The 26,926-nt window shown below is 40.7% G+C and carries 33 protein-coding genes; 27 read left to right on the forward strand and 6 right to left on the reverse strand.

All coding sequences use genetic code 11. The annotated features are described in order from the left end of the window. Positions 1-144 precede the first annotated feature (144 nt). The 3 genes from AAZR19_RS02335 to AAZR19_RS02345 form a co-directional block, all read right to left on the reverse strand. Positions 145-1,422: an MFS transporter gene (locus AAZR19_RS02335; RefSeq protein ID WP_024426859.1), complete on the reverse strand. Its 1,278-nt coding sequence runs from the start codon at positions 1,420-1,422 to the stop codon at positions 145-147. 73 nt (positions 1,423-1,495) lie between these two features. Beyond that, entirely contained in the window at positions 1,496-1,993 is a 498-nt protein-coding gene (locus AAZR19_RS02340) for a L,D-transpeptidase family protein (RefSeq protein ID WP_034623332.1), read from the reverse strand. A 156-nt stretch (positions 1,994-2,149) separates the two neighbouring features. Next, a complete protein-coding gene (locus AAZR19_RS02345) occupies positions 2,150-3,007 on the reverse strand; it encodes a metallophosphoesterase (protein ID WP_163115195.1) in 858 nt (285 codons plus the stop codon). A 138-nt stretch (positions 3,008-3,145) separates the two neighbouring features. On the opposite strand from AAZR19_RS02345, the gene fadH reads away from it, so the two are divergent. The 14 genes from fadH to AAZR19_RS02415 all read left to right on the forward strand — a co-directional run bounded on the left by fadH (position 3,146) and on the right by AAZR19_RS02415 (position 13,773). Then, on the forward strand, positions 3,146-3,910 hold the full coding sequence (gene fadH, locus AAZR19_RS02350; protein WP_218676890.1) for a 2,4-dienoyl-CoA reductase: 765 nt from the start codon (positions 3,146-3,148) through the stop codon (positions 3,908-3,910). 64 nt (positions 3,911-3,974) lie between these two features. Beyond that, complete coding sequence (locus AAZR19_RS02355; protein ID WP_061109969.1) at positions 3,975-5,195, forward strand: EAL domain-containing protein; 1,221 nt, start codon at positions 3,975-3,977, stop codon at positions 5,193-5,195. 399 nt (positions 5,196-5,594) lie between these two features. Beyond that, positions 5,595-6,491: a manganese catalase family protein gene (locus tag AAZR19_RS02360; RefSeq protein ID WP_024424718.1), complete on the forward strand. Its 897-nt coding sequence runs from the start codon at positions 5,595-5,597 to the stop codon at positions 6,489-6,491. 184 nt (positions 6,492-6,675) lie between these two features. Further along, on the forward strand, positions 6,676-6,918 hold the full coding sequence (locus tag AAZR19_RS02365) for a YkuJ family protein (RefSeq protein ID WP_003212254.1): 243 nt from the start codon (positions 6,676-6,678) through the stop codon (positions 6,916-6,918). A gap of 146 nt (positions 6,919-7,064) precedes the next feature. Next, positions 7,065-7,580: a ribonuclease H-like YkuK family protein gene (locus AAZR19_RS02370; protein ID WP_048238789.1), complete on the forward strand. Its 516-nt coding sequence runs from the start codon at positions 7,065-7,067 to the stop codon at positions 7,578-7,580. 149 nt (positions 7,581-7,729) lie between these two features. After that, complete coding sequence (gene abbA / locus AAZR19_RS02375; RefSeq protein WP_003210802.1) at positions 7,730-7,921, forward strand: antirepressor AbbA; 192 nt, start codon at positions 7,730-7,732, stop codon at positions 7,919-7,921. A 146-nt stretch (positions 7,922-8,067) separates the two neighbouring features. Next, positions 8,068-8,511, forward strand: coding sequence for a cyclic-di-AMP-binding protein CbpB (gene cbpB / locus AAZR19_RS02380; RefSeq protein ID WP_024424720.1), 444 nt, complete (start codon positions 8,068-8,070; stop codon positions 8,509-8,511). A gap of 96 nt (positions 8,512-8,607) precedes the next feature. Then, a complete protein-coding gene (locus AAZR19_RS02385; protein WP_024424721.1) occupies positions 8,608-9,489 on the forward strand; it encodes a LysR family transcriptional regulator in 882 nt (293 codons plus the stop codon). Positions 9,490-9,612: 123 nt separating this feature from the next. Next, complete coding sequence (locus tag AAZR19_RS02390) at positions 9,613-10,089, forward strand: flavodoxin (RefSeq protein WP_041108802.1); 477 nt, start codon at positions 9,613-9,615, stop codon at positions 10,087-10,089. Continuing rightward, entirely contained in the window at positions 10,079-10,972 is an 894-nt protein-coding gene (locus AAZR19_RS02395; protein ID WP_041108804.1) for a WD40/YVTN/BNR-like repeat-containing protein, read from the forward strand. Before AAZR19_RS02390 ends, AAZR19_RS02395 begins: the two co-directional genes overlap by 11 nt. Before the next feature lie 16 nt (positions 10,973-10,988). Beyond that, positions 10,989-11,447, forward strand: coding sequence for a flavodoxin (locus AAZR19_RS02400; RefSeq protein WP_080769534.1), 459 nt, complete (start codon positions 10,989-10,991; stop codon positions 11,445-11,447). A 109-nt stretch (positions 11,448-11,556) separates the two neighbouring features. Next, the gene (dapD, locus tag AAZR19_RS02405) at positions 11,557-12,267 is read left to right on the forward strand and encodes a 2,3,4,5-tetrahydropyridine-2,6-dicarboxylate N-acetyltransferase (RefSeq protein WP_008347987.1); all 711 of its coding nucleotides are present in this window, start codon (positions 11,557-11,559) and stop codon (positions 12,265-12,267) included. Positions 12,268-12,301: 34 nt separating this feature from the next. Beyond that, on the forward strand, positions 12,302-13,480 hold the full coding sequence (locus AAZR19_RS02410) for an N-acetyldiaminopimelate deacetylase (RefSeq protein ID WP_075622950.1): 1,179 nt from the start codon (positions 12,302-12,304) through the stop codon (positions 13,478-13,480). 50 nt (positions 13,481-13,530) lie between these two features. Next, positions 13,531-13,773 (forward strand): YkuS family protein, encoded by a 243-nt coding sequence (locus AAZR19_RS02415; protein ID WP_003211408.1) that lies wholly within the window; start codon positions 13,531-13,533, stop codon positions 13,771-13,773. A 22-nt stretch (positions 13,774-13,795) separates the two neighbouring features. On the opposite strand, the gene AAZR19_RS02420 is transcribed toward AAZR19_RS02415, so the two are convergent. Next, entirely contained in the window at positions 13,796-14,605 is an 810-nt protein-coding gene (locus AAZR19_RS02420) for a mechanosensitive ion channel family protein (protein WP_434702209.1), read from the reverse strand. A 271-nt stretch (positions 14,606-14,876) separates the two neighbouring features. On the opposite strand from AAZR19_RS02420, the gene ahpA reads away from it, so the two are divergent. The 3 genes from ahpA to rok all read left to right on the forward strand — a co-directional run bounded on the left by ahpA (position 14,877) and on the right by rok (position 17,014). Next, on the forward strand, positions 14,877-15,419 hold the full coding sequence (gene ahpA / locus AAZR19_RS02425) for a biofilm-specific peroxidase AhpA (protein WP_003211758.1): 543 nt from the start codon (positions 14,877-14,879) through the stop codon (positions 15,417-15,419). A gap of 82 nt (positions 15,420-15,501) precedes the next feature. Continuing rightward, positions 15,502-15,960: a TlpA family protein disulfide reductase gene (locus AAZR19_RS02430; protein WP_024424727.1), complete on the forward strand. Its 459-nt coding sequence runs from the start codon at positions 15,502-15,504 to the stop codon at positions 15,958-15,960. Between the two features lie 481 nt (positions 15,961-16,441). Continuing rightward, on the forward strand, positions 16,442-17,014 hold the full coding sequence (gene rok, locus AAZR19_RS02435) for a transcriptional regulator Rok (RefSeq protein WP_041108810.1): 573 nt from the start codon (positions 16,442-16,444) through the stop codon (positions 17,012-17,014). Positions 17,015-17,061: 47 nt separating this feature from the next. On the opposite strand, the gene AAZR19_RS02440 is transcribed toward rok, so the two are convergent. Continuing rightward, a complete protein-coding gene (locus AAZR19_RS02440) occupies positions 17,062-17,979 on the reverse strand; it encodes a sigmaE regulated sporulation protein (protein ID WP_434702212.1) in 918 nt (305 codons plus the stop codon). Positions 17,980-18,064: 85 nt separating this feature from the next. On the opposite strand from AAZR19_RS02440, the gene AAZR19_RS02445 reads away from it, so the two are divergent. From AAZR19_RS02445 to moaD, 6 genes are read left to right on the forward strand one after another with little or no spacing between them, the layout of a single operon-like run. Beyond that, entirely contained in the window at positions 18,065-18,646 is a 582-nt protein-coding gene (locus AAZR19_RS02445; RefSeq protein WP_202739114.1) for a molybdenum cofactor guanylyltransferase, read from the forward strand. A gap of 30 nt (positions 18,647-18,676) precedes the next feature. Next, positions 18,677-19,693, forward strand: a complete 1,017-nt coding sequence (locus AAZR19_RS02450) for a thiazole biosynthesis adenylyltransferase ThiF (RefSeq protein WP_041108817.1) — start codon at positions 18,677-18,679, stop codon at positions 19,691-19,693. A gap of 9 nt (positions 19,694-19,702) precedes the next feature. After that, positions 19,703-20,980 carry a molybdopterin molybdotransferase MoeA gene (locus tag AAZR19_RS02455; protein ID WP_434702214.1) on the forward strand — a complete coding sequence of 426 codons (1,278 nt, stop codon included), beginning with the start codon at positions 19,703-19,705 and terminating at the stop codon, positions 20,978-20,980. Then, positions 20,962-21,492, forward strand: a complete 531-nt coding sequence (gene mobB, locus AAZR19_RS02460; RefSeq protein WP_087975502.1) for a molybdopterin-guanine dinucleotide biosynthesis protein B — start codon at positions 20,962-20,964, stop codon at positions 21,490-21,492. The genes AAZR19_RS02455 and mobB overlap by 19 nt, the downstream gene beginning before the upstream one ends. Then, a complete protein-coding gene (locus AAZR19_RS02465) occupies positions 21,489-21,980 on the forward strand; it encodes a molybdenum cofactor biosynthesis protein MoaE (RefSeq protein ID WP_262089376.1) in 492 nt (163 codons plus the stop codon). Before mobB ends, AAZR19_RS02465 begins: the two co-directional genes overlap by 4 nt. Continuing rightward, positions 21,973-22,206 (forward strand): molybdopterin converting factor subunit 1, encoded by a 234-nt coding sequence (moaD, locus tag AAZR19_RS02470; RefSeq protein ID WP_041108823.1) that lies wholly within the window; start codon positions 21,973-21,975, stop codon positions 22,204-22,206. The genes AAZR19_RS02465 and moaD overlap by 8 nt, the downstream gene beginning before the upstream one ends. 47 nt (positions 22,207-22,253) lie before the next feature. Here the strand turns inward: moaD and AAZR19_RS02475 are convergent, their stop codons facing one another. Further along, complete coding sequence (locus AAZR19_RS02475) at positions 22,254-22,631, reverse strand: Rok-like winged helix domain-containing protein (RefSeq protein ID WP_024424734.1); 378 nt, start codon at positions 22,629-22,631, stop codon at positions 22,254-22,256. A gap of 517 nt (positions 22,632-23,148) precedes the next feature. On the opposite strand from AAZR19_RS02475, the gene AAZR19_RS02480 reads away from it, so the two are divergent. The 4 genes from AAZR19_RS02480 to AAZR19_RS02495 are packed head-to-tail and all read left to right on the forward strand — an operon-like array spanning position 23,149 to position 26,769. Then, a complete protein-coding gene (locus AAZR19_RS02480) occupies positions 23,149-23,775 on the forward strand; it encodes a YIP1 family protein (RefSeq protein WP_041108825.1) in 627 nt (208 codons plus the stop codon). A gap of 9 nt (positions 23,776-23,784) precedes the next feature. Then, on the forward strand, positions 23,785-24,891 hold the full coding sequence (locus tag AAZR19_RS02485; protein ID WP_434702218.1) for an efflux RND transporter periplasmic adaptor subunit: 1,107 nt from the start codon (positions 23,785-23,787) through the stop codon (positions 24,889-24,891). Next, complete coding sequence (locus tag AAZR19_RS02490; RefSeq protein ID WP_434702220.1) at positions 24,888-25,589, forward strand: ABC transporter ATP-binding protein; 702 nt, start codon at positions 24,888-24,890, stop codon at positions 25,587-25,589. The genes AAZR19_RS02485 and AAZR19_RS02490 overlap by 4 nt, the downstream gene beginning before the upstream one ends. After that, a complete protein-coding gene (locus AAZR19_RS02495) occupies positions 25,576-26,769 on the forward strand; it encodes an ABC transporter permease (RefSeq protein WP_434702222.1) in 1,194 nt (397 codons plus the stop codon). Before AAZR19_RS02490 ends, AAZR19_RS02495 begins: the two co-directional genes overlap by 14 nt. The last annotated feature ends 157 nt before the right edge of the window (positions 26,770-26,926 follow it).

The following is a 26,926-nucleotide window of genomic DNA, read 5'->3' on the forward strand; positions in this document are numbered from 1 at the left end:
ATACACATTTTTGTTATATAAAAACCCAAAAAAAGGGATCAACATAACGAGAGATACTATATCGATGGAGGGTTTAGTGCTGCAAGATATGATAAAAATGAAAAAAAGACTTTCTTTATAAAGAAAGTCCTTTTGACTATTCATTTATTGAACTCCTTGACCCTTTAGTTCACGCTGCACGTCTAAGTCGGCAGCTTCTCTGCTGAACTTTGGCAGTGTAATGAAGTAAAAAAGGAAGACGAGTAAAATAATAAAGCCCATTCCGTAATAAATATAAGAAACATTTGTGATGAGTTTTGGAAATAATACAGCAATCAGACCTAATGTCATCGATTGAGCAAACATAGTAAGCGGATCAACCCATCCTGACACACGGCCCATCAGGCGAGGGTGGACGATTCTAGGCAGCCAGCCGCCAATGACAATGTTGACTGGGCCAATGCATGTACCAATGACAAATGATGTGACATAAAACAACCATAATGTATGGGTAGAACCAAGGACAAAAATCAAAATACCTGCGACCAGAATTGGAATCGACATGAGATATTGCATCTTTACCTTCTTAGCGAGGACAGAGCCCATTAAGCTTCCAACGAGCAATCCTGCACCGATCGCAATTGTAAAGAAGGATGTATGCAGTTCAAAATGGTCTGGTGAAAGTCCATATTTCATTGTAAACATCGGAAGAACGGCAAATGCGCCATTGACTAGACCGAAAACAAAAAAGCCAAAAATTAAAGAAGCCAATAATTTATTTTTTAAAATATACAGTATGCCTTCTTTAAAATCTTTTAGAGACGTTTTAATGGTCATGCCTCTCCAGCCAGCTTGTCCATTTGGCTGACGCGCTTCAATTGGAATGTTACATGAACGAATCAGGATGCCTGAAATAATAAAGCTGACTAAATCAATTGTAATGGCACCGTGAAGACCAATCGTTTTATACATAATGGCACCGAGTCCAACGCCAAATACCATAAATAAACTAAACAGCATTTGATTTAAGCCAGCGGCTTTTGCATATTGATCTTTATTTAAAATGGCCTGAACGAGAGAAGCTTCAGCTGGATAGAAGAATTTCGTAATGGCACTTCGAATAAACAAGATCAAGAAAATAAGTGGCAGTGAATTAAAATAAATAACGATGAATAATACAATCGTCAGCCCAGCTCGTATCCAATCACAATTCTCTGCGACTTTTTTACGATCAAACCGGTCTGCGACCACACCGACCATAAAAAAGACAAAGACAGTAGGAAGAGAATACATAAGCTCAGCCAATGTGGCGTATGCGGGCTGATGACTAAAATGGTCGAGCAAATAAAAGGCAAACGCCATATTGCCTACTGTTGTCCCCATTTGCGAAGCAAGTGCCGCAAAAAAGAGACGAACAAAATTTCTGTTTTTAAAAATATCCATAAATACGCTCCTTAACCTGAAGATCCCACTTTATATCATATAAAATTTTAACCATTCGTACAATTGATTTCATCTACTGGCTAATGGTCACAGGTGTTCCGTTTGGAACGAGTGAAGCAAGCTCGATGACATTCTGATTATACATGCGAATGCATCCTCTAGAAACAGCTTTACCAATTGAAGACGGGTTATTCGTACCGTGAATGCCGTAATGAATTTTTGAGAGGCTCAGCCAATAAGCGCCAAAGGGACCTCCTGGGTTTGGCTGTCTGTTGACAATATAATAAGAACCTGTCGGTGTCATATTTAAAATTTTCCCTGTTGCAATCGGATACGAACGAATAAGCTGTGATCCAGAAAACAAAACAAGACGTTTCGTTGAAATCGAAACAAAGATGCGGTAAGGGATCGTATTAGGATCCGGCAAACCAGGAATAATGATGACCTCATTTTGTTCGGGCTCGCGAGCTTGAAGTGACGGATTTGCAGCCTTTAAGGCATCTGTTGTTGTTCGAAAATCAAGTGCTATAGAAGCAAGGGTTTCCCCGCTTTTCACCGTGTATCGAAGCACCAAAGCACACTCCTTTTACTCAAATAAAAGAAGCCGTGATGCCGTCGCTTGACATACTATATGGACGGAATCAGGCCCCGTAAGGTTTCTCCTAACATTTGTCATGAGAAAGATCTTTGATTATACATATGCAGGAGAGGGCGGTTTGGCTTCTATTTATACGCGAGATGTCAAGGTAAAAAAGGTTAACTCGGGTTTGGCTAAAAACCGAAGCGGCAGCCGCGTTGTTCCAAGTCCACGGTTGACATAGATGCGGTGCTGATCGCTTCCGTATAAACCTTCTATATATGTACGGCCGTAAGGTGCTGTGAGAATCGGTCCATAGAAAGGCAGCTGCACTTGACCGCCATGCGTATGCCCGGAAAGCTGCAAGTTAATAGGTGTTGCTTTCAGCTCTAATGCGGCATCAGGCTCATGGACGAGCAGTAATGTAAATAAATCAGTTGATACTTCCCGTTTGATCAAATCGTAATCAGGCACGCTCATCATGAGATCATCCAGTGAAGCAATCTGAATATGCGCATGATCTTTTTCTAATAGAAACACATCATTTTTACATAAAGTAAATCCACAAGCCTCCATTGTTTTCTCATAAAGCTCCACGCCAAATGGTCCGTAGTCATGATTTCCGTAGATGGCAAGCTTACCGAACGGAGCATGAAGCTTATTCAAATAAGCCTTCGCTTTTTCATGCTCTTCAGAGGATGCTTGAAAATCAACGAGATCACCTGTGAACACAATGAGATCTGGAGATGCAGCATTGATTTTCTGGACGATGGCTTCTAGATTCTTCGCAGCGAATGTATCACTCAAATGAACGTCACTAAATTGGGCTATTTTAAACTGGTCAAATGAAGCTGGAAGCTGAGCATCTTGAATGGTCAGTGACACGGTATCGATCATGCGCGGCTCAATGTACCTGGCATATCCATATCCACAACTTGTAGCCAAAAAACCGAGAATACTCGCACCAGCTGCTCCTTTTAAAAATTGTCTGCGGGAAAGCTGCTTCATATAAGACTCCTTTATAAATAAAATTAAGTATAGCATCATATTTGGATAATCTCCCATATGGTGCACCGAGGGTCAATCATGATATGATAGACAATAATGAATGAATAGTCATTCAAATGACACAGAGGGGGAGAACAAATGACGAAACAAATAGTGATTGTCACAGGGGGATCAAGCGGTATGGGGAAGGCGATGGCTGCTCATTTGGCAGCTGAAGGCTGGAATGTCGTGATTACTGGTAGAACGGAAGAGACGCTGGAAAAAACGGCAAAAGAAATGAAGCAGAAGGGCGGATCGGTCGCTTATTTCCAAATGGATGTACGAAACCCAGAGGATGCTGACCAAATGGTCAAGTTTGCAGTGGATACATTTGGTGATGTCGATGCCCTCATTAACAACGCAGCAGGAAATTTTTTAGTGCCAGCAGAAAAACTGTCTCCTAACGGCTGGAAGGCTGTCATTGATATTGTGTTAAATGGTACATTTTTTTGCAGCCATGCAGTGGGGAATTACTGGATTCGTCAAAAGAAAAGAGGAAGTATGATTAACATGGTGGCCACCTATGCATGGGGTGCTGGTGTAGGCGTGGCGCATTCGGCGGCAGCAAAGGCCGGTGTGTTGTCTCTCACTCGAACGCTTGCTGTGGAATGGGGGAAGCAATATCGAATTCGCGTCAATGCGATCGCACCAGGTCCAATTGAGAGAACAGGCGGTGCAGATAAACTATGGGAATCTGAAGAGGCAGCGCAAAGAACATTAGATAGTGTTCCTCTTGGCAGACTGGGCACACCTGAGGAAATTGCAGCGCTTGCGAGCTTTTTATTGTCTGAGCATGCGTCTTATATAAATGGAGATTGTATCACGATGGATGGGGGACAATGGCTCAACCAATCACCATTTTGATTGACGATGTAAGACCTGCTTTTGATGTGGTATAATCACACAAAGAGAGAAGCAGGTGATGAAAATGGTCGATCCATTGGATATTTTAACGAATATTGAAGATGTTTTCCCGCACTATCAAGCAATATTCAGTGCGGAAGAGCAAAAAGTGATAGGCTATGAGATTCTAGGAAGAATGAAGCTTGAGTCAGAAACGGTCAGCCTAGGCTCCTTCTTTACGGATTCATCTATTCCTGACGAATATAAATTGGAAGTAGATCACAAAGTATTGACTCAAGCACTTGATCTCTTCACAACTGCAGATGACGATTTGCTCATTTTTATTAATCATGATGCCAATATCCTCATGCTGGATCATGGAGAAAGCTTTTTAGAACTTTTAAAGGAATATGAAACACGGGGCATTCAGCTTAACCGGTTTGTTATTGAGTTTGCAGAACATACGTTTAGCGGCGACATTGAACAGCTATACCATACGTTAACGTATTATCGTACATATGGGATTAAAATCGCCGTCTCAAATATAGGAAAAGAAAGCAGTAATCTGGACCGGATTGCCTTGCTTTCACCTGATTTATTAAAAATAGATTTACAGGCATTAAAGGCATCGGCTCCATCTCCTTCCTATGAATATGTCTTGTACAGCATTTCATTGCTTGCAAGAAAAATAGGAGCAGCCTTAATTTATGAGGATATTGAAGCAAATTTCCAGCTGCAGTATGCTTGGAGAAATGGCGGGAGATATTTTCAAGGGTTCTATCTTCATGAGCCTGCAGGAGAATTAATCGACCGAAGCCACCGAAAAGATCAGCTTAGAGAAGAATTCCAGCAATTTATTGCCCATGAGAAAAAGAAGCTGCAAGCGGTCTACGAACATTCTGAAACATTCTATAAACGAATTCATCAAGCTGTTACGACTTTAAAGAAATCGTGCAGCACAAATGATGAGCTCATTCAAAAGCTGGCACTCGAACTAACAGATTGCAGCTTCCGAATTTATATGTGTAATGAAGAAGGCTTTCAAATCACTGGAAATGTGTTCAAAAAAGAAGAAGAATGGCTGTTTCAGCCAGAGTATATCGAAAAAAACTGGAGCTGGCGTCCTTATTTCCTAGCAAATATTCTTCAAATGAGAATTAGCGGAAAAGGATTTTTCAGCGATATTTACAGTGATTTAGAAACCGGTGAGAGGATACGTACGTTTTCTTATCCTTTAGAGGGAGATATGTATTTGTTTATAGACCTTCCGTATGCTTATTTATATGAGCAAGATGGATTAATTTGAAGATGCGGCGTGAAGGCAAACCCTCTCATTCGCCCGCAGTCCTATGTGCTAGTGCTCACGAATGTATAATTCGCTCCGCTCCGGTACTCGTCCTTCCTAGTCTTCAAAAGTTTTCTATCACACTGAAATGTAAACAAAAGGCAGCCTTGAAGGCTGCTTTTTTTGATAGAAAAAAGAAATAAAAAATGGTTGACAATGAAACTGATAATCATTATCATTTAGTTATAGAGAGAAGCTACTCTCTGTTCCCCAACCCCTCTATCAGATCAAGATCCAAAAAACTTGGCGCTACCCCCGCCAAGTTTTTTTTGTGCTTCAATCTTTCCCTTCATGCATAGGACAGCCCAAACCTTCCATACATCTTAAGTGATGATAGTTAGACGGTAGGAGGGAAACATCATGATCAAACGTGACACGCGGCTGCTCATTGATTTGCCAAGGCCAGATCACCCAGATGCAAATGGTGCCGCTGCTGTGCAAGAATTACTCGGCGGAAAATTCGGTGAAATGTCCACATTAAATAATTACATGTTTCAATCCTTTAACTTTAGAGGAAAACGAAAACTTAAACCGTTTTATGACCTCGTATCCAGTATTACGGCTGAAGAATTCGGTCATGTTGAGCTTGTAACCACAGCCATCAATCTCATGATTACAGGAACCACCCATGGCGGGGACCCAGATACGACGCCGATGAAGGCAGCTGTCGATAAACGAAATACACAGCATTTTATTCAAACAGCCCAAACAGGCTATCCGTTTGATTCAATGGCAAAACCTTGGACCGGAGAGAATGTGTTCTCAAGTGGCAACCTCATTCTTGATCTTCTCCATAATTTCTTTCTTGAATGCGGAGCACGTACGCACAAAATGCGCGTATATGAAATGACGGACCATCCTACAGCAAGAGAGATGATCGGTTATTTACTTGTCAGGGGCGGCGTGCATATTGTGGCATATGCAAAGGCACTTGAAGTCGCTACAGGAGTAGATGTGGGGAAGATGTTGCCAATCCCAAACCTCGACAACAAATACTTTGACTCAGCGAGAAAATTTGAAGATCAGAATGTTCATACAAAGCTGTATACATTTAGTGATACGGATTACAAGGATATTAATAAAATTTGGAAAGGGAGCCATCCGATTGATGGAAAGCCGCTGACAGTCATTGAGGGCACCCCGCAAGGTGCACCTGTGCCAGATTATAGAGAATTACCGGAAGAGTTTGCTCCAGGCATTTCAAAAGAGGATTTTGATGAAATTGCGAAACGGCTGATGAGATCTGCTGGGTTATAAAAATCATGGTGCATGAGATGAGAAAAAAGACTCAAACTAAAAAAACAGATTCTTTTTCTTTTTTTGAATTCAAGAGGAAAAATATCATCTGAGAACACTTTATGGTATGATGCTTTGTAGGACTTGTGTATAATCAATACGGGTTCATCTTGAGTTGTTTTTTTGAAAGGAGTCTTTTTTTAGAATGTCACAATTAATGGGTATCATTACAAGGCTGCAAAGTCTTCAAGAGACAGCAGAAGCTGCAAACGAGCCGGCACAGCGTTATTTCGAAGTGAACGGTGAGAAAATCTGTAGTGTTAAGTATTTCGAAAAGAATCAAACGTTTGAATTGACTGTTTTTCAACAAGGGGATAAGCCAAATACTTTCCCATTTGACAACATTGATATGATTTCGATTGAGATTTTTGAGCTTCTACAATCCTAAGCTGAATCGTATGAAATGTTTTTTCTGAGGATTCCTTCGTTTATTGCGGCAGCATACATGGATCATCATAGATGATATGTACAAATGGAAGATGATCAATCAGCGCATTTTTCGGATAAGAGACCATTAAAAAGGAGTTCCTTTCTGTGAGTGATTCTTTTTTCTACAATCTTTCTGAAGACTATTTAGCGTTTTCTGATGTCGTCATGAGAATGAAAGACTTTATACGAAAAGACCCTAGATCCGCCTATGTGTTATCAATTGGTACGGACTCTCAGGTCAATCAAAATGTCACAACATTTATGACTGCAATTCATCTCCACCGGATTGGCAAAGGAGCATGGGGCTGTCTCACACAACAAGTGATCAAGAGGCCTGTGCAAAGTCTTAGAGAAAAAATTTCATTAGAGACAGCGTTTAGCCAAAAGGTATGTGCAGACATCCTTGAGGGGCCTTTAACAGAACTGATGGATTTGCTTCTTCCGTTTGCTGAGGAAGGGGCAGACCTTCGTTTTGAAGCCCATCTGGATATTGGCAAAAAAGGAAGTACGAAAGAGCTGATTCAGGAAATGACCGGAATGATCACAGCTATGGGAATTGAAGCAAAAATAAAACCCGACTCATATGCAGCATTTTGCTATGCCAATCGATACACAAAATAAATTCCGTCATTTTTCTCCAAACCTTGTCGAAACGTGCGGTTGACGATTCGATTCTAGTTCCTTATTCTAGCTGTATAGAGAGGAAGCAGACATTCAAAAGCCTGCTAATCAATATAAAAGCATATATGAAACAGGGGGCCTGATGTTGAATGAGCGTCATCGAAAATCGTTTTAATGAAGAAGAGAAAAAGCTATTATTAAACGTATTGCTGAATCAGGAATATGCTGTCGAATTACTAAGCAGTGAGATCAATGATATAGAATGTGGAACAAAAAATGTCGACGACAATACGTATAAGCAATTGATCACATTGTATGACAGAGTAAGGTTTGAGAATTAATATTGGTTTAACATTCTATTAGATACTCGGGGGCTGAGTATCTTTTTTATGCAGAAAAAATCTTTCGACAAAATTCGTTTTAGTTTATGCTTAATCGTAATGGGGAATGTATGATTGATGATTGAGAGAAAAGGGGTCGAAGAAACATGATAGAGATAGAACCGACTCAATTGCTTGAGTCCACAGTAGCCGAGCATATGATTGATGCAGATAAAGTCGCACATGTTCAAATTGGAAATAACCTTGAGCATGCCCTATTGGTTCTAACAAAAACAGGATATACAGCTATACCGGTATTAGACGCTTCTTATCATTTACACGGGTTAATTGGAACGAATATGATTATGGATAAAATCTTCGGTTTAGAACGAATCGAATTCGAGAAGCTCGATCAGTTGAAGGTTGAAGAAGTCATGCTGAAGGATATTCCGAGACTTAAAACAACAGATCCTGTACTAAAAGGCGTTCACGCTGTGACGAATAATGGATTTGTTTGTGTAGAAAATGAGGAGCAGGTCTTTGAAGGCATTTTTACTCGACGAGTTGTATTAAAGCGCTTAAATGAGGTCATTCATTCCGCAAAAAAATGAGCTGCAGCCCAGCTTATTTTTTTTGCCTTCATAAGTTAAAATTTATATAATGAGCATATAAAATAAGAAAAACTTATAGAGAGAAAGGGGACGCCCATGCAGCTTCAGGAGTTACATATGCTTGTTGTGCTAAGTGAAGAATTGAATATGAGAAAGGCTTCAGAGCGGCTCTTTGTCTCTCAGCCTGCATTATCTCAAAGATTGCAGACGATCGAAAAGGAATGGGGAACCAAAATCTTTTTTCGTTCACAAAAGGGGCTGACTGTGACCTCGGCAGGTGAACAGATTATTCAATTTGCAAAAGAGGTGACGGTTGAACAGGATCGAGTGAGAGAGCGAATTGATGAACTTGAGGGTGATATTCACGGTACACTCAAGCTTGCGGTGGCGTCGATTATTGGACAGCACTGGCTGCCAAAGGTGTTAAAACGGTATGTTGAAAAATATCCAAATGCCAAAGTATCACTCGTTACTGGCTGGAGCAGTGAAATGCTCAAAAGCTTGTATGAAGACCACGTGCACATAGGAATCATTCGCGGAAACCCTGATTGGAAGGGGACAAAGGAATACTTGATGACAGATCATTTATATTTAGTCGATTCCGTGATCAAGGACGTAGATGAATTAATCAAGACAGAGCGGCCATTTATCCAATTTAAAAGCGACAGCACGTATTATCAGGAAATCCAGCACTGGTGGCACCAAAAGTTTAAAGTGTCTCCAAAGCAGACGATTTTAGTAGACCAAATTGAAACATGTAAACAAATGGCCTACCACGGCATCGGCTACGCCATTTTGCCTTCTGTTACCTTATATGACCACGAAAAAAGTGTTTATAAAACACCGCTTGTTGATGTGAACGGAGAGCAAATCGGCCGTGACACATGGCTGCTAGGCTATGAAGCGTCTTTTCAGTTAAAACAGGTACAAGCATTTGTTGGTGTGGTTAAAGAAATGCTTGAGAATGATGCCGTGTAAGTACCTTCTTAGAATTAGGAGGTACTTTTTTTTATGAAATCATTTGACAATGAAAATCATTATCATTTAAAGTGTACATATAATAATTGAAAATGATTATCATTTAGATGAGGTGACCGATAGATGAAAGCACTAATTGCATTTGCGAGTATGTCTGGAAATACGGAAGATATGGCAGCGATCTTAAAGCAAACACTTGAAGGAAAAGGGATCGATACAGAGATGATGGAGTTTGATGATACGAATGCTGAAGACCTTTCCTCATACGATTACGTATTCATTGGTTCTTACACTTGGGGTGATGGAGATTTGCCATATGAAGCTGAGGATTTTTATGAAGAGGTCTCTACGCTGGAACTTCGTCACATCAAAGCAGCTGTCTTTGGATCGGGTGATTACAGCTATCCAAAGTTTTGCGAGGCTGTCCATACATTCCATGACATGCTGAAATCAACGGGTGCCTCTGTTTTTCCTGAAACATTAAAAATGGAGCTTGCACCGGATACAGATGAAGATGTGGCGTGCTGTCAGGAATTTGCAGCGAGCTTTTTAACGTGGGCTGCTTTATCTGAGAAACGAGTTGAAAATCATGTTTCATAAAGGAGCAACAGCCGTTGCAGCATCTAAAAGTGGTGGATACTTTGTTGCTGTAAAACGTGAAGGTATTTTTCACTATAATGTGGAGAGCGGATGGCAGCAGCTGTTTAAGCTCAAGCATAAAATCCATGCGATCAGCTATATTGGCCCTTATTTATTCGGTGTTGGTGAAAATGGCACAGTAATTAGATCAGGAGATGAAGGCAACACATGGGCGTTATCTTCATTCCCAACAAATGCAGTCGTTTGGTCTATTACAGGACGTAAAGATGGGTTTGTATGTGCGCATGGAAAACATAGTATCTATGTGTCAAATGATTTCGGAATTTCCTGGGAAATTATGAAGCCGTTTGCTCATGTGAATCATCCGCCGGTCATTCGTTCTTTATGTGCTGCAGGTGACCATCTTTATATTGGAACACAGATTCATGAGGTTCACGGAGGAATATGGGTGTATGACTTGCAAAGTGAACAGGTTTTTCTTCTAAACAGAGAGGAGCACCGAATGACAGCTTCTATGCTGCTCTGTCATGAACATCTTCTTGTTTGTGCATTAGGTTCAAAAAAAGGCAAAAAAGGATCTGTTCAAATTTTAGATTTACATACAAATATTCTGCATGATATTCAATCACAGGCCTTTGCTAAAGAAGAATCATTTTTGGATGTGTCTGAGGATAATGGCATTGTGTATGTGACCACCTCACAAGATGAACACGGATTTTCTAAAGTGTATCAGCTTGATATTGAGCAAAAAGAGCTCAAATGGTTTGATACGATCAAAGGACACGGTTTTCGTGTAGCCAATCAAAACGAAAACTTTTTCTGTGCGGGTTTATATGAAAGTAAGTTTGTCAGGCCATATGAGGAGCCTGCATTGATTCATTGATAAGGAGGAAGAAAAAGTGACAGAAAAGGTTTTATTGGTATATGCCACGATGTCTGGAAATACAGAAGCGATGGCAGATTTAATTGAAAAAGGGTTAACGGAAGCAGGAGCCAGCGTGGACCGGCATGAAGCGATGGATATTGATGCCGAGCTGCTTAATGAATACTCGCACATTATGTTAGGGGCGTATACATGGGGAGATGGCGATCTTCCGGATGATTTTATTGATTTATATGAAGAAATGGAAGAGCTTGATTTAACGGGAAAAGCATTTGCAGTATTTGGTTCTGGCGATACATCTTACGAACATTTTTGCGGAGCTGTTGACTTAATCGAAGAAAAAGTGAAGGAGCTTGGCGGTGACATTGTCCTGCCCTCAGTTAAGATTGAGCTTAATCCAGAAGGGGAGGAGGAAGACGAATTAATTTCTTTTGGCAGACAATTTGTTCAGCTTCACCAGCAAGAAGCGGGATAATCGGTCCCGCTTGTTTTATTTTCCATTGCGGAGATGACTCTAACACTTGTCATTAAAACACTCCTTTGGTACAGTAATGAAGTATAAATTAAGAGGAGGACATACATACATGAAACAAATGGACGCTAATGAAATTATTTCATTTATTCAAAATAGTACAAAATCAACACCTGTCAAAGTCTATATCAAAGGTGACTTAGAAGGTATTGAGTTTGGTGAACATGCAAAAACATTCATCACAGGAAACACTGGAGTTGTTTTCGGTGAGTGGAGCGAAATTCAAGAAGCGCTAGCATCTAACAAAGACAAAATTGAAGATGTTGTCGTGGAAAATGACCGCCGCAACTCTGCAATTCCGATGTTAGATTTGAAAAACATTAAAGCCCGTATTGAACCAGGGGCAATCATTCGTGATCAAGTTGAAATCGGTGATAATGCAGTCATTATGATGGGTGCTTCTATTAATATCGGTTCTGTGATTGGCGAAGGTACGATGATTGACATGAACGTGGTGCTTGGCGGCCGTGCGACAGTAGGTAAGAACTGTCATATCGGTGCTGGATCTGTTCTTGCAGGTGTCATTGAGCCGCCGTCTGCTAAACCAGTTGTTGTAGAAGATGACGTTGTCATCGGTGCGAACGCTGTTGTTCTAGAAGGCGTGACAATTGGTAAAGGTGCAGTAGTAGCTGCTGGTGCGATCGTTGTAAACGATGTAGAGCCTTACACAGTTGTAGCAGGTACACCTGCAAAGAAAATCAAAGACATCGATGAGAAAACAAAAGGTAAGACTGAAATCAAACAAGAACTGCGTCAGCTTTAATTCATATAATTCGCAGCTGAAGACAAAGACGTGGATGAGATATCCACGTCTTATTCGTATAGAAGAAAGGAAGCGAGTTCACTTGTTAAATCGTGAGCAATTAATATCCATTCGAAGAGATTTACACCAAATCCCTGAGCTTGGTTTCCAAGAATTTAAAACACAAGCGTATCTCATTCAGCACCTTAGTACCTATTCAAAAGATCGAGTTGAGATTGAAACGTGGCGAACTGGGCTATTTGTGAAAGTGAAGGGAACAAATCCAACGCGCGTATTTGCTTATCGTGCAGATATGGACGGTCTGTCTATTCCTGAGGAAACAGGGTATCCATTTGAATCTGTGCATGAAGGAAAGATGCATGCATGTGGACATGACCTTCATATGACCATTGCACTTGGTATCATTGATCATTTCGTTCATGAACCGATAAAAGAAGATGTATTATTTATCTTCCAGCCGGCAGAAGAAGGTCCAGGCGGAGCTGAACCGATGCTTGCAAGTGATGTATTGAAAAAATGGACGCCAGACTTTATTACAGCGCTGCATATCGCACCTGAATACCCTGTTGGAACAATTGCTACGAAGCCTGGTTTGTTATTTGCCAATACGAGTGAGCTTGTGATTGAGCTTGAAGGAAAAGGAGGACACGCTGCGTATCCTCATTTAGCAAATGATATGGTTGTTGCTGCAAGTGCACTTGTAGGTCAGCTGCAATCGGTCATTTCGCGTAATGTCGACCCCCTTGATAGTGCGGTCATTACAGTCGGTACAATTACCGGTGGAACGGCTCAAAATATTATTGCGCAGCATGCAAAGCTTGACGGTACCATTCGCACACTATCCCCAGAGTCTATGGACAAGGTGAGAAAGAGAATTGAAGCATTGGCAAAAGGTATTGAGATTGGCTACGAATGCAAGGCAACCGTTCGATACCCTTCATCTTATTACGAAGTGGACAATTCAAAGGATTTGACTGAGGAATTTATGTCATATGTAGCTGAAGAAGGGCTAGCAAATGTGATTGAATGCAGAGAAGCCATGACAGGAGAAGATTTTGGGTACATGCTGAAAAAGTATCCCGGCTTTATGTTTTGGTTAGGGGTCGATTCAGAATACGGCCTGCACCATGCAAAGCTCCAGCCTGATGAAAACGCGATTGAAACAGCTGTGAATGTCATGACGGCTTATTTTAAAAAGCAAGCTGGCGAATGAATAATCGAGCTGCCTCCTGTACACCTTATGAACAGGAGGTGTTCTTGATTATGACAAGAATTGGTGTAGAACCATCTTTATCCGATGTAGAAGAACTATTGAAGCAAAAAGGGTATGATGTCGTACGTATTCAAAATGAGCAGCAAATGGATCAGTGTGACTGTTATGTCGTCACAGGACTAGATTCAAATGTTCTTGGCATTTCAGACACAACAACAAAGGCATCTGTTATTACAGCATCAGGTATGACGGCTGATGAAATTTGCCAAGAAGTAGAACAGCGTGTTCAATAAAACAAGAAAAAGAACCGGTAGATTATGATCCCGGTTCTTTTTGCTCTTTTTCTATATCGAGTACTTCTTTCATTTTTTTGCGCAAGATTCGTTCCACTCGCCATTGCTCCATTGTTTCAGTTTTCGCTATGATGCGCAGCACAAGGGAAGAGGAGCCGAACGCCTCCACGCCGACAACTTGAGGACCTTCGATAATTTGAGGAGTTTCCTCCCGTACCTCATCACAGGCAGCTTGGAGGGCTGTGATCATCTGATCCACATTTTCATCCGGTGACAGCTCAATATCAACGAGTGCCTGCATCGTCCCTCTTGAATGATTGCTCACATTCAGTATGCTGCGATTTGGAATGAAATGAAGGGTGCCGTCAAAGCTTCGAAGCTGCGTGGTTCTTAGGCCAATTTGTTCGACAATCCCATCGAAGCCAGCGACCGTTATATATTCTCCTACATCAAATTGTTTTTCCAATAATATAAAGAATCCGGTCACAATATCACTCACTAACCCTTGAGCGCCAAAACCGATCGCAAGTCCCAGAACGCCTGCACCTGCCAGTAAAGCGGTCGGGTTATAATGAAATAAGTCGAGGATCATCACAACTAGAATAAAAATCAATAAGTAGGCGAAAATATTTAACGTCAGACTTTGCAGTGTCTGAGCTCTTGATAAAGAGACTTCATGCTTTTCAGCGAATGTTGAATAGGCGCGCTTAATCATCTTGTTTCCTATGGCTCTGATGATAAAGTAAATGGCAAAAATGGCGACAAATTTTAGCAAAATCATACTGCTATTGAGGATAATGGAAACCCAATCTACTTGTTGAAATGCTCTCATAATCTTCAAAACCTTTCTATGTATGCTCTAAAAGAGAAGCTAATCATTTGTTCCCTTATGCAAGTCATGTTAAACTTTTGATAAGTAGAGCAGGAATTGTGACAAATCGTTAATTAAATTTATTATTAATTAATATTGACTAAAAATCGCATAAGTATTATAATTGTAATTGTGAAGTTATTAACTAAATGAGAATTTTAAGTTTTGATTCTCATTTTATATACAGCTAAGAAGACTGTATAAAGATATTATTTTTTGGAGGGATTTACATATGGCAGAGCGTTTTGTAGGAAAACAAGCTCCACGTTTTGAAATGGAAGCAGTACTTGCTAACAAGGAATTTGGTAAAGTAAGTTTAGAGGAAAACATGAAGAATGACAAATGGACAGTTCTTTTCTTCTATCCAATGGATTTCACATTTGTTTGCCCAACTGAAATTACAGCAATGAGCGATCGTTATGACGAGTTCGAAGATTTAGATGCAGAAATCATTGGTGTATCTACTGATACAATCCACACGCATCTTGCTTGGATCAATACAGACCGTAAAGACAATGGTCTAGGTGAATTAAAATACCCGTTAGCTGCTGATACTAACCACACAGTATCTAGAGAATACGGCGTTTTAATTGAAGAAGAAGGAATTGCTCTTCGCGGTTTATTCATCATTAACCCAGAAGGCGAACTTCAATACCAAACAGTATTCCACAACAATATCGGTCGTGATGTAGATGAGACATTACGTGTTCTTCAAGCATTACAAACTGGTGGACTTTGCCCAGCGAACTGGAAACCTGGTCAAAAAACACTTTAATTGATAACTGAAGAAACAGGAGGGTCTAACTGATGTTAGACCTTTTTGTTTCGACACATACAATGGATGGAGGCGCTTCATAATGAAATTACGTCAACCAATGCCAGAACTAACTGGTGCAAAAGAATGGTTAAATGGAGAAGTAACAAAAGAAGATTTGATTGGTGACAAACCAACATTGATTCATTTCTGGTCAGTCAGCTGTCATCTTTGTAAAGAGGCAATGCCTCAAGTCAATCAATTCCGTGATGAATACAAGGACCAACTAAACGTTGTGGCAGTTCATATGCCTCGTTCAGAGGATGACCTAGATTTAGAAAAAATCAAAGAAGTTGCGAAAGAGCATGAAATCACGCAGCCAATCTTTGTGGACAGTGATCATCACTTAACAGAAGCCTTTGAAAACGAATATGTACCGGCATATTATGTATTTGATAAAACAGGTGCTTTGCGCCACTTCCAAGCCGGCGGAAGCGGAATGAAAATGCTTGAAAAACGTGTCAATCGAGTGCTTTCTGAGTCTGAAAAGGCTGCAGAATAGGCTTTCCCCCCGTAAATGGGGGTTTTTTCATGGGCGAAAATAGGCGGCATATTGCACTGGACGAGCTTTTATGTAGGTGTTATTCCTAAGAAAAGAGAAAATGAGGGAGTTTATTAAAAAATATCCCTGAAACAAAAAGGTATAACGACCTATTTACATTTTTGTTTTGAAATGAAAATGTAAAGATTTTAACTTTTTACTATTCAGAACGTTTTTGCACAAAAGAAATTTCAGTTAGGTAAATAACTATATAAATCAAGAAGTATAAGCGTTTATTCAATTTTTTTACAATATTTTAAGGTTTGTCAAAAGCCTATAGTGGCAATGAAATGGGTGCCGATTTTTCCTCTTTGGCAAAATTTTAGTTGAAAATACCTATCTGTTAGCAAACTGTAAAATGATAAAAAAATAGTTGATAAAATTAGTTTTCTAATCTAATATTTACTATAGAATATTTTTTATATGATGAGGGGGAAATCCATTGTTTAATGAGAGGGAAGCGTTACGTTTACGATTGGAACAATTAAACGAGGCAGAAGTAAAGGTCATCCGTGAATATCAAATTGAGCGAGATGCGATTTATGCAAAATTAAGAGAATTAGACCGTCAAGGAACAGGTCTAGTGTCAGATACAAAAAAAGAAGTACGTACAGAGAGAAAGACGGATTCACTGCCTGTATTAGCTGAGCTTGCTGCGCAAGAAATGAGAAGCTACCAGCAGCCAGCACAACCACAATCGTCATCTATAGGAACAGGACAGCTAAACGGTGCGCCTGTAGGTATTCCTGAAGGATCGACAAGACGCAGAAGAGGCACAGCTCGTCCTGGCTCTAAGGCAGCGAAGCTTCGTGAAGCTGCGATTAAAACGTTAAAGCGTCATAATGCAGCGATTAAAAGCTCAGAGCTTCAAAAAGAGATCGAAAAAGAGAGCGGTCTTGAAATCCCAAATATGACAACGTTTATGCAAAGCTTAATTAAAATGTACCCTGAAGTGAAGAAGCCTTATCGCGGACAGTATATTTTAGAAGGCGACATTCAAACAGAAGACGAATAAATAAAAAACTGCTGGGCGTAAAAGCCAGCAGTTTTTTATTTCGAAAATTACTTCTTTTGATCAACTGTATAGACAATTTTGCGTTCCTTGGGCAGGTGATCACGCTGTTTTTTGAAGCTGTCGATTTTGACTGTCATAACCTCTCCGTTACGCTGCACTGCATCGACTTGTTCCTGAAGTGTTTGAACTTGTTCGTTGAGTTTCTTCAAGATCGGTTCGATTTCTTCTGTCGTTTGCAGGATGCGGTCTCGTGAGAATGGCTGTGCATTTGTTTGCGCTGACTGGTCAATATCAGCAAAATGAGAGGCGATCCATTCTTCGCTTTCTGCTAACTGTTTTTGATAGCTTGTGAGCGTTTCGTAAAAAATCGCTTCTTTTGCTTTTTCTATTTGCAGCAATTTCTCTTGTGTTTCATAAAAACGCTCTTGAAGGTGTCTGACGCCTTCCTGTAATACATGAAACTCTGCATTTTTATCGCTCAATGTTTGCTGCAGCTTCTCAATCACTGCGGATAAAGTATTTCCTTTTTTCTCCTCTTTTGCAAGTCGTTTATCTTGATCCTCTATCCGTTCATTTAATTGTTGAGAGATTTCTTTATATTTGACAACTTTCAAATGCAGCCTGTGTTTTTCTTCGGTTTCTTTTCTTCTATGATAGGTTTCCTTTTGCAGCATCTCGTGGAGAAGGACAATTTTATGTAATAATTCTGATTTGCTGTAGGAGAGTTCCTGTATTTTTGAGGCAGCACTGTGTTGATCATTGGTCATTTCATCCAATTGTTGTTTTAATTGCGTGAAATCCTTTTTCATCTCATGATATTCTTGTGTTAACTTCTTATTTTTAGAATACGTATATGAGGACTGTAAATCAGAGATCATTTGTTGATATTTGGCAGTTTCAGCTTTTAAGTATAAATTCTCTTGAGATAAATCATGGAATAGGGGAGAAGCATGGCGCCTGTTCATCGATAGACCCTCCTTATTCATGTTACCAATAAAGTATGCGAAAGGAGTGCGATTAGAACAACCATATCAAAGGAGGACTTAGAGGATGCACGTAGTGAATGTAATTTTAGCTGGAGGAGCTTCCAGACGCTTTGGAGAGCCAAAGGCAAGTCATATGTATCAAGGGAAACCATTATATGAGCATGTGAAAGAGCAGCTTTTAGAAGGGCAGAAGGTTATCATCAGCCATCCATCGCTTCTTCCTTTTTTCAAAGCAAGAGGTGAACAAAGTGTGTGGTTAGATAATGAAGAGGTGCGCGGATGCGGACCGCTTGCCGGCATATATACGGCGATGCAAAAGCAAGAGGCAGAATGGTATTTAGTAACGGCATGTGATATGCCTTTCATACGGAAGGAAACGGCGAAAGTATTATCGTCCTATTGCAGCGAGCACGCAGATGCCATTATCCCGCTTGTTCAGGGCAGATTACAGCCTTTGTTTGCGCTTTATCACCGCCGCTCTCTGCCGTTTATTCGCGCGTGTTTAAAAGAAAATCAATTAGCCATTAAAGACTTGCTTCAAAAGCTTCATGTGCGCATCGTTTCAGAGGAAGAACTGAACGTGACATCAAACGAATTTCGTAATATCAATAAAAGAAGCGATTTACCTGAAAACGGTATGATATGATACATAAAAAACGGTGAGGAGAGAACAGCATTGAATGACCGATATTCAAGACAAATCTTGTTCCCTCCGGTTGGGGAAAAAGGACAGCATGCGCTGGCTGAAAGTCACGTTCTGATCGTTGGAGCCGGTGCTCTTGGTACCGCCTCTGCGGAAGGGCTTGTTCGGTCTGGCATTGGTACGCTTACGATTGTCGATCGTGATTATGTGGAATTTTCAAATTTACAGCGGCAGCAGCTGTACACGGAACATGATGCAAAGGCACATGTGCCAAAAGCAGCTGCGGCAAAAAAACGTCTCGAGCAGATCAATCATGAAGTGACGATACACGCCCTGATTGAAGATGCAGGGGCGGAGCTGTTAAGGCCGTTATTCCAGAGAGCAGATATCGTCATTGATGCAACAGATAATTTTGAGACAAGAATGGTGATGAATGATTTATCACTAGAAACGAAGACGCCGTGGATATATGGCGCTTGTGTGAGCAGTCAGGGGATGTATATGACCATATTGCCGGATAAAACGCCATGTTTATCATGTGTGTTCACGGCAATGCCTGTTGGCGGCTTGACGTGTGATACAGCGGGGATTATTTCACCTGCCGTTCAAATGGTTTCTGCTTATCAGCAAACAGAGGCACTCAAATATTTAACAGGTCATGAAGAGCAAATCGAGCGGAAATTTGTCACGTTTGATCTTTGGCAGTCAACATCATTTAAAATGGATTTATCTCGCACTAAAGAGAAGACCTGTCCAACTTGCGGCACGGCAAGAACCTATCCTTATTTACATGACCAGCGTAAAAAATCGACGGTCCTTTGCGGACGTGACACTGTTCAAATTGTTTCAAAGGATTTAGCAAAACTATCATTTCAGCATATGAAAGAGCGGCTTTCATCTATATGTGAGGTGGAAGTAAACGACTTCTTAATCCATGTACGCTATGAAAACTACCGAATGGTCTGTTTCAAAGGGGGACGTGCATTAATCCATGGAACAAATGATGAAAAAGAAGCCAATTCATTACTAGCAAGACTGCTAGGGATATAGGAGTGATGTGTGATGGAAAGACGGCAGCCAATACCAGTAGAAGAGGCTATAAAGAAAGTCCACCAATACGAAAAACATGGAGAAATAGAATGGGTCCCTTTAAAGGATAGCCTTGGACGGTTTATTGCAGAAGATATTTTGGCAGACCATGATGTTCCGGCATTTGATCGTTCTCCTTATGATGGCTTTGCACTTCGGGCAGAAGATACAAAAGAAGCGTCAAGTGCGCATCCAGTGGAATTCGAGGTCATTGATCATATTGGTGCAGGAATGGTCTCAGCAAAAACCATCGGTCCCTTTCAGGCCATTCGTATTATGACAGGAGCAAAAATTCCAAATGGCGCAAATGTCGTTATCATGATTGAACTGACGAAGACTTTTGAAAAAGGCGGCAAATCATTCATGTCACTGAAAAGACCGCTGAAAAAGGGAGACAATATTTCTCGTCAAGGAGAAGAGGTACTCAAAGGAAACGTGATGGTCAAAAAAGGAATAGATGTCACTCCTGGCGTCACGGCTCTATTGGCGACATTCGGATATGCGGTAGTGCCAGTTGTCAAAAAACCGGTGATTGGCATTATCTCAACGGGCACAGAGCTTCTTCAAGTAAGTGATGCCATGGTGGACGGCAAGATTAGAAATAGTAATCTTAGTATGGTCTATGCGCAAGTACTTGAGGCCGGAGCTGAGCCGCTTGATTTAGGCGGAGTCTCCGATGATTTTGACAAAAGTTATCATGCAGTAAAAGCAGCCATGAGCAAGGTAGACATTCTGATCACAACAGGCGGTGTGTCAGTGGGTGATTTTGACTTTCTGCCTGCCATTTATGAAAAGCTGGGAGCCAAGGTCCTGTTTAATAAAGTAGCAATGAGACCTGGAAGTGTGACGACTGTGGCTGCAATGCCGAATGGTCAATTGCTGTTTGGGCTGTCCGGCAACCCTGCTGCCTGTTTTGTGGGCTTTGAATTATTTGTGAAACCGATCATTTATAAATGGTATAGGAAAGAAAATCCGTTTCCCGGCTTCGCTGAGGCGAAACTCACACATGATTTTCCAAAAGCCAATCCGTTCACTCGATTTGTCAGGGCGGCCCTTCAATTCACTGGCAGTCACATCAGTGTGACTCCAACAGGTCTTGATAAATCAAGTGCAGTGACCTCTATTGCAGAGGCTAACTGTTTCATCGTGCTGCCTGGGGGAACAAGAGGTTTTCAAGCAGGTGATCAAGTTGATGTTCTGCTGTTTCAGCACAAAGGCGGTGGGTCTCCATGCTGGATGACAAATTAAGCATATTACAGGTGGTCGGTTATCAAAATAGCGGCAAGACCACGTTGATCGAAAAGCTCTGTCAGCTGGCTGAACGTGAAGGGCTGAAGCTAGGCTGCTTTAAACACCATGGACATGGCGGGACACCAGAACGTCTTTTCAAAGACAAAGAAAAAGATACTGATCGATATATTCAGGCAGGTGCATATGCCGCAGGTGTGGAAGGAGAGGGTGAATTTCACTTTTCGATGCAGCACATCACGTTAGAGCAGCTGCTCAACATGTGTCAGCATCTTCCGTTAGACGCTGTGCTCATAGAGGGGTACAAACAGGCGCCTTATCGCAAAATCGTTTGTGTAAAGAATGAAGAGGAGCTTAATGACCTTTCGACTCTTTCTAATATACAAGCAGCTATTTATTTTTCTCAAGAGAATCCATTAACCGAAAATTACCCGTTTCCTGTGTTTTCAGCTTTTGATAAGCGCGGGATGACATTTGCTTTTCACTTATTGAAGGGAGGCGGCACGTTTTGAGCGAACTTTTTAAAATAACAAAAACGCCGATTGAGGTAAACGAATTGATTCAGCATGTGACAAGACGAAAGGCAGGAGCCATTACAACGTTTATCGGGACGGTCAGAGAATGGACAAACGGCAAGAAAACATTGCGTTTAACCTACGAAGCATACATACCAATGGCGGAAAGCATGCTAAGGCAGATTGGACAAGAAATGAAGAATCGGTGGCCTGACACTGAAGCAGCGATTGTGCACCGGATTGGAACACTTGAGATAACGGATATTGCTGTTGCGATCGCCGTTTCGTCTCCTCATAGGAAAGCTGCCTACGAAGCCAATGAATATGCTATTGAACGAATCAAGGAAATCGTTCCTATTTGGAAAAAAGAATATTGGGAAGATGGAGAGGCCTGGATAGGTGATCAGCTTGAAACGGTTTCATATCCAGAAGGTAAACCTAGCCATCTTCAACTTGCAGAGAAAGAAGGTGATCAGCATGATTAATGTGTTATTGTTCGCCGGCCTTGCTGAGAAGGCCGGTAAACAACAAATCATCATTCAAAAAGATCAAACAACGGTTGATGAGATTAAATTAGAATTACAGGAGGTATATGGTGTTGATGCTGCACAAAACGTAATGGTTGCAGTCAACGAAATATATACGAGGGAAAATGCTGAAGTGCGTAGCGGGGACACTGTTGCACTCATTCCTCCTGTAAGTGGTGGATAATAGATATTAGAGGATTTGGTTATGGCCACCCGGCTGTAACCAATTTTTTATGTGTGAAAAGTTTGTAGAGGTGCTTGGGTGTGATCTTCGTAAATAAAACATCCCCTTCTTGCTTTAGAAATGTGAGGATCGAGCTGCTGAATGAGATCATACAATTCGCTGATTCGTCTCACATTGAAATCTGTTTGAGCTTGAAGCTGTTCCTTTAATTCTTTTGTGCTCACAATGCTTCCCTTTTTCTCTTTAATAATATCTACACATCTTGCAGCGTAGTATATTTTGTCGTTAGAAGGTCTGCTTTCTTTCATATCAAGTAATTTGAGCTCATGATAAATCGATTCTCTTTCCTTTCGAAAGTATTGCCATGCTTCTTGTTCCTTTTCATACAGTAAAATCAATTGCATTTTTAATTTTTCTCTTAACATTCACTTGACTCCATTTCCACTATCATTTAACCTACCTCTATTTTACATTATATGAAAAAATAACTTTTGATCAAGTAAAATCCCTTTATTTTTAATTTTTTAATATGAAAGTATTGATACTAAAGGCTTATTTGTTCTGTAAAAGAAACCAATCATAGTCCTATAAAGCCGGGATTTGCCGAAATTACTAGGATTATTTTAACAAAAAATTGTTGTGTCTATCTAAGACCATGCGAATCCAAAAGAAAAGGATATTTATTCCGAAAGACATATTGTTTACTTAATAAAATGTTTTTAAGTCAGTAAAAGCACGATTCTTGATGTGAATATTGTCGGATCATGAGGTCATTTGAAGGGTTTCATTCGTGAAAATAGAATAATAGATAAAATTTTTTCTCAACGAAAATAAGAAAATTAAATGATCGATCACTTATTGGCAATCTTTTGATAAAATAGAAAGAAAAAGAGCGTCATTGTGCGTTTGCATACTTGCTTGACATAGAGAGGATGACATTTGGTGAAAGAAAACATGCAAAAACCTACGATCATTGGAGTGAGCACAAGACCATCAGAGCACCTGAAAAGAGTATGGGAACATCCAGTTGTTTGGTGGCCTTTATCTTGTGTGCTTATTTTAACAGTCGTTGTGACTTATTTGTCTGAGCTCGTAAATAAGGGAATGTGGGCAGATTTAAGTTTGCCGGTACCTGTTGTTTATGTGGTGACGCTTATTGGTCTGGTATTTGGGATTGTCATCAATGCTGCTATATATAAGTTCATCGTATTTTTAGCGAAAGGTGATGCATCATTTCGGCAGCTGTTTTCAGCGGTCCTGTTCATTACGCCCGTTACGATCATTGGGACGATTATTTCTCATTTGGCAGTAATCCTTTTTCATGTTCCAAAAGACATCACGGTTACCTCGTTAAACGCGCTCATTCGAATTTCTGGTCCATGGCAGGCGGTGTTAGCCAATATCGATCTTTTTGTGATCTGGAATCTTGTTTTAACAGGCTTTTTATTCATCCGAGTTGGGCGTATATCACCGAGAATTTCTTGGGTGATTATAGGCGTTTTTTATATCTTATCGTTAATTTTTCAATATGTAGGAACAGCAATTAACATATCAGTAAGCTGGGGGTAGAGGGTTTTTATGAGAAAGAAAATCATCATCGGATCTATTTTAATTATTGTGATTGGACTATTTATTGGATTTAATATTGCGAAAAACCAAGCAAAGCCTGCTTCTACAGCACCGATTAAAACAGTCAAACTCACGCCGAAAGAAATCACATCTACGGTGATGACACCCGGGACACTTTCGTTCTCTGAAGAGCAGTTCATCTATGAAGAAGAGGAAAAGGGGAAATTGAAGGGAATTGCTGTGAAAGAAGGGGAAAAGGTAAAGGCTGGAACGCCGCTTCTTACATATGAAAACAAGGAACTGGAGCTTGAGGAGCAGCAGCAAGCACTAGCCGCTGAGTCAAGTACATTAAAACTGGAACAATTGCAAAATAGGCTGAGTGAATTAGATGAGAAAAAAGCAGGCGGTTCTGACGCTAATGCCAAAAGCGAGCGAGATCAGCTTCAATTAGAACTGAAAGCGGCTGAATTAGAACAAAAGCAAGCAGAGATCAGCCAAGAAAAAGTAAAGGCGCAAATAGAAGATTTAACCGTACATAGTAAAATTGATGGAACAGTCATTTCCATTGAGCAAGAGGCCGGAGCAGGGGGGCCGGAAGAAAGGCAGCCGATCATCCATATTGGTAATGAGAAAAAAATGATTGTGCGGGGTTTGATCTCAGAGTATGATGCCATCAAAATCAAAAAGAAACAAAAAGTGAAGGTAACGTCTGATGTCATTCGCGGGAAGAGGTGGCAAGGAGTCGTGAAAAAAGTGGGCGCTGTTCCTGTCCAGACTGCAGCCGAAACACCTTCGAGCGATGAAACGGTTCAATATCCTGTTGAAGTTGAAATAAAGGGAAAGAAACCTGAGGCGAAGCCTGGTTTTAAAATGATCATGGAAATTGAAACAGATAAGCGCCAAGCGCAAACGATTCCTGAAACAGCGGTAAAAAAAGAGACTGATGGACAATACGTTTATGTTGTTCGAAAAAATGTACTGAAAAAAGTAAAAGTGGTCATAGGGGAAACGTCAGGTCATGATCTTGAAGTGACAAAAGGTGTCAAGGCAGAGGATCAAATCATTGCTCATCCAACAGACGACATGTATGACGGAATGGAAGTGAATGCTGAATGATTCAGCTTTCCAACGTAACAAAAAGCTATGAGGTCGCACACGAAACATTTGATGTATTAAGTGACATGAATCTTTTCATTGAAAAAGGCGAGTATATGTCCATTATGGGCCCGTCCGGCTCTGGAAAGTCAACATTAATGAATATTATTGGCTGTTTAGACCGCCCGACGACAGGACAATATCATTTTCAAGGTACAGAGCTGTCAGCAGCAAAGGATCAAGAGCTCGCGGTCATTCGAAATCAATCCATTGGATTTGTTTTTCAGCAATTTCACCTCCTGCCAAGGTTAAATGCGAGGCGCAATGTTGAACTGCCAATGATTTACGCTGGGATCAGCCAAAAGGAAAGAAAAGAACGTGCGGAATTGGCACTTGAAAAGGTTGGTTTGGCAGATCGAATGAAACATATGCCAAGTGAGTTGTCAGGAGGACAAAAGCAAAGGGTGGCAATTGCACGAGCGATTGTCAATAAGCCTCAGCTTATTTTAGCAGATGAACCGACTGGTGCGCTCGACTCAAAAACAAGCATGTCAATTATGGAACAGTTTACACAGCTGAATGAGGAAGGGACAACGATTGTGCTTGTCACCCATGAAGAAGAAATAGCTGCGTATACAAACCGTACGGTCGTTGTGAGAGATGGACGGCTTGTTGAAGATAGATGGATACAAGGGGACGCTATGAATGAAACTCTTTGAAAATATCAAAATAGCGCTGAATTCGGTTTTAGCTCATAAATTACGTTCTATTTTAACGATGCTTGGGATTATTATTGGTGTTGGATCGGTCATTGCAGTTGTGGCGATCGGTCAAGGCGGTGAGCAAATGTTAAAAGGATCGATTTCAGGTCCAAACAATACCATTGATATGACATATACGCCTTCTGACGAAGAGTTAAATGCAAATCCAAATGCCTTATTCGAAGCCTCATTTACTGAGGAAGACATAAAAAGCATTAGGACAATCAATGGGGTGAAGCAGGTCGCCTCCTCGACTGCACAAGGAATGCAGCTGAGATTTCAAGATACGACAGTTGATGCGACAGTTAACGGCATAAATGAGGGGTATACGAATGTACATTCATTACAAATCGCAGAAGGACAGAATTTAAGAGATATTGACTTTAGAAGCGGCAGAAGAGCTGCCCTCATCTCGGATGGCTTACAAAAAGAACTATTCAATGGACAAAAGGCATTAGGTGAACTGATTTGGATGAACGGACAGCCGGTTGAAGTCATCGGTGTGTTAGCAAAACAGAAAGGGATGTTTTCATTTGATATGAATGAAATATATGTCCCATTTGCGATGCTCACCTCCACATTTGGTATGAATGAATATGATAAGTTGTCTATTCAAGTCGCACATGCGGATCAAATGAAGGAAGTAGGAAAGAACGCGGCTGCCATATTAAATGAAAATCATCATACAGAAGATGCTTACGAAATGATCAATATGGAAGAAATCGCAGAAGGGATCGGTCAAATAACGTCCGTTATGACAACGATCATTGGCTCAATAGCCGGAATCTCTTTACTTGTCGGCGGCATCGGTGTGATGAATATTATGCTCGTTTCTGTGACAGAGAGGACAAGAGAAATCGGTATTCGAAAGGCGATGGGCGCAACAAGGGCGCAAATTCTCGTTCAGTTTTTAATTGAGTCTGTCGTTTTAACGCTTATCGGCGGGCTGATGGGAATTGCACTTGGTTTAGGCGGTGCTTCGCTAGTATCACTATTTGCCGGCTGGCCGTCTCTCGTATCTTGGCAAGTGGTTTGTGGAGGCGTACTGTTTAGTATGCTCATTGGTATTGTTTTTGGGTTAATTCCTGCGAATAAAGCAGCGAGACTAGACCCTATTGAATCGCTCAGGTATGAATAATTCGGAGAAGAAAAAAGCATACAAATGGTTTACATTTGCCTTCATTACACATCAATAGCTTTTATGCAAATCGCATAAAAGCTTTTTTTAGTTCCATTGAATGAAATAAAAAATGATAGAAATGCTAATATCATGACTTTCATCTTAATGTCACATA

The organism is Bacillus sp. Je.9.29.b (genome assembly GCF_051129925.1).
In the GTDB taxonomy this organism is placed as follows: domain Bacteria; phylum Bacillota; class Bacilli; order Bacillales; family Bacillaceae; genus Bacillus; species Bacillus safensis.

Coding starts and splice junctions, on each gene's coding strand:
- AAZR19_RS02335 (WP_024426859.1), bottom strand. CDS start 1,422: ATGGATATTTTTAAAAACAGAAATTTTGTTCGTCTCTTTTTTGCGGCA.
- AAZR19_RS02345 (WP_163115195.1), bottom strand. CDS start 3,007: ATGAAGCAGCTTTCCCGCAGACAATTTTTAAAAGGAGCAGCTGGTGCG.
- fadH (WP_218676890.1), top strand. CDS start 3,146: ATGACGAAACAAATAGTGATTGTCACAGGGGGATCAAGCGGTATGGGG.
- AAZR19_RS02355 (WP_061109969.1), top strand. CDS start 3,975: ATGGTCGATCCATTGGATATTTTAACGAATATTGAAGATGTTTTCCCG.
- AAZR19_RS02360 (WP_024424718.1), top strand. CDS start 5,595: ATGATCAAACGTGACACGCGGCTGCTCATTGATTTGCCAAGGCCAGAT.
- AAZR19_RS02365 (WP_003212254.1), top strand. CDS start 6,676: ATGTCACAATTAATGGGTATCATTACAAGGCTGCAAAGTCTTCAAGAG.
- abbA (WP_003210802.1), top strand. CDS start 7,730: ATGAGCGTCATCGAAAATCGTTTTAATGAAGAAGAGAAAAAGCTATTA.
- cbpB (WP_024424720.1), top strand. CDS start 8,068: ATGATAGAGATAGAACCGACTCAATTGCTTGAGTCCACAGTAGCCGAG.
- AAZR19_RS02385 (WP_024424721.1), top strand. CDS start 8,608: ATGCAGCTTCAGGAGTTACATATGCTTGTTGTGCTAAGTGAAGAATTG.
- AAZR19_RS02390 (WP_041108802.1), top strand. CDS start 9,613: ATGAAAGCACTAATTGCATTTGCGAGTATGTCTGGAAATACGGAAGAT.
- AAZR19_RS02395 (WP_041108804.1), top strand. CDS start 10,079: ATGTTTCATAAAGGAGCAACAGCCGTTGCAGCATCTAAAAGTGGTGGA.
- dapD (WP_008347987.1), top strand. CDS start 11,557: ATGAAACAAATGGACGCTAATGAAATTATTTCATTTATTCAAAATAGT.
- AAZR19_RS02410 (WP_075622950.1), top strand. CDS start 12,302: ATGAGATATCCACGTCTTATTCGTATAGAAGAAAGGAAGCGAGTTCAC.
- AAZR19_RS02415 (WP_003211408.1), top strand. CDS start 13,531: ATGACAAGAATTGGTGTAGAACCATCTTTATCCGATGTAGAAGAACTA.
- AAZR19_RS02420 (WP_434702209.1), bottom strand. CDS start 14,605: ATGAGAGCATTTCAACAAGTAGATTGGGTTTCCATTATCCTCAATAGC.
- ahpA (WP_003211758.1), top strand. CDS start 14,877: ATGGCAGAGCGTTTTGTAGGAAAACAAGCTCCACGTTTTGAAATGGAA.
- AAZR19_RS02430 (WP_024424727.1), top strand. CDS start 15,502: ATGAAATTACGTCAACCAATGCCAGAACTAACTGGTGCAAAAGAATGG.
- AAZR19_RS02440 (WP_434702212.1), bottom strand. CDS start 17,979: ATGAACAGGCGCCATGCTTCTCCCCTATTCCATGATTTATCTCAAGAG.
- AAZR19_RS02445 (WP_202739114.1), top strand. CDS start 18,065: ATGCACGTAGTGAATGTAATTTTAGCTGGAGGAGCTTCCAGACGCTTT.
- mobB (WP_087975502.1), top strand. CDS start 20,962: ATGCTGGATGACAAATTAAGCATATTACAGGTGGTCGGTTATCAAAAT.
- moaD (WP_041108823.1), top strand. CDS start 21,973: ATGATTAATGTGTTATTGTTCGCCGGCCTTGCTGAGAAGGCCGGTAAA.
- AAZR19_RS02475 (WP_024424734.1), bottom strand. CDS start 22,631: ATGTTAAGAGAAAAATTAAAAATGCAATTGATTTTACTGTATGAAAAG.
- AAZR19_RS02485 (WP_434702218.1), top strand. CDS start 23,785: ATGAGAAAGAAAATCATCATCGGATCTATTTTAATTATTGTGATTGGA.
- AAZR19_RS02490 (WP_434702220.1), top strand. CDS start 24,888: ATGATTCAGCTTTCCAACGTAACAAAAAGCTATGAGGTCGCACACGAA.
- AAZR19_RS02495 (WP_434702222.1), top strand. CDS start 25,576: ATGAAACTCTTTGAAAATATCAAAATAGCGCTGAATTCGGTTTTAGCT.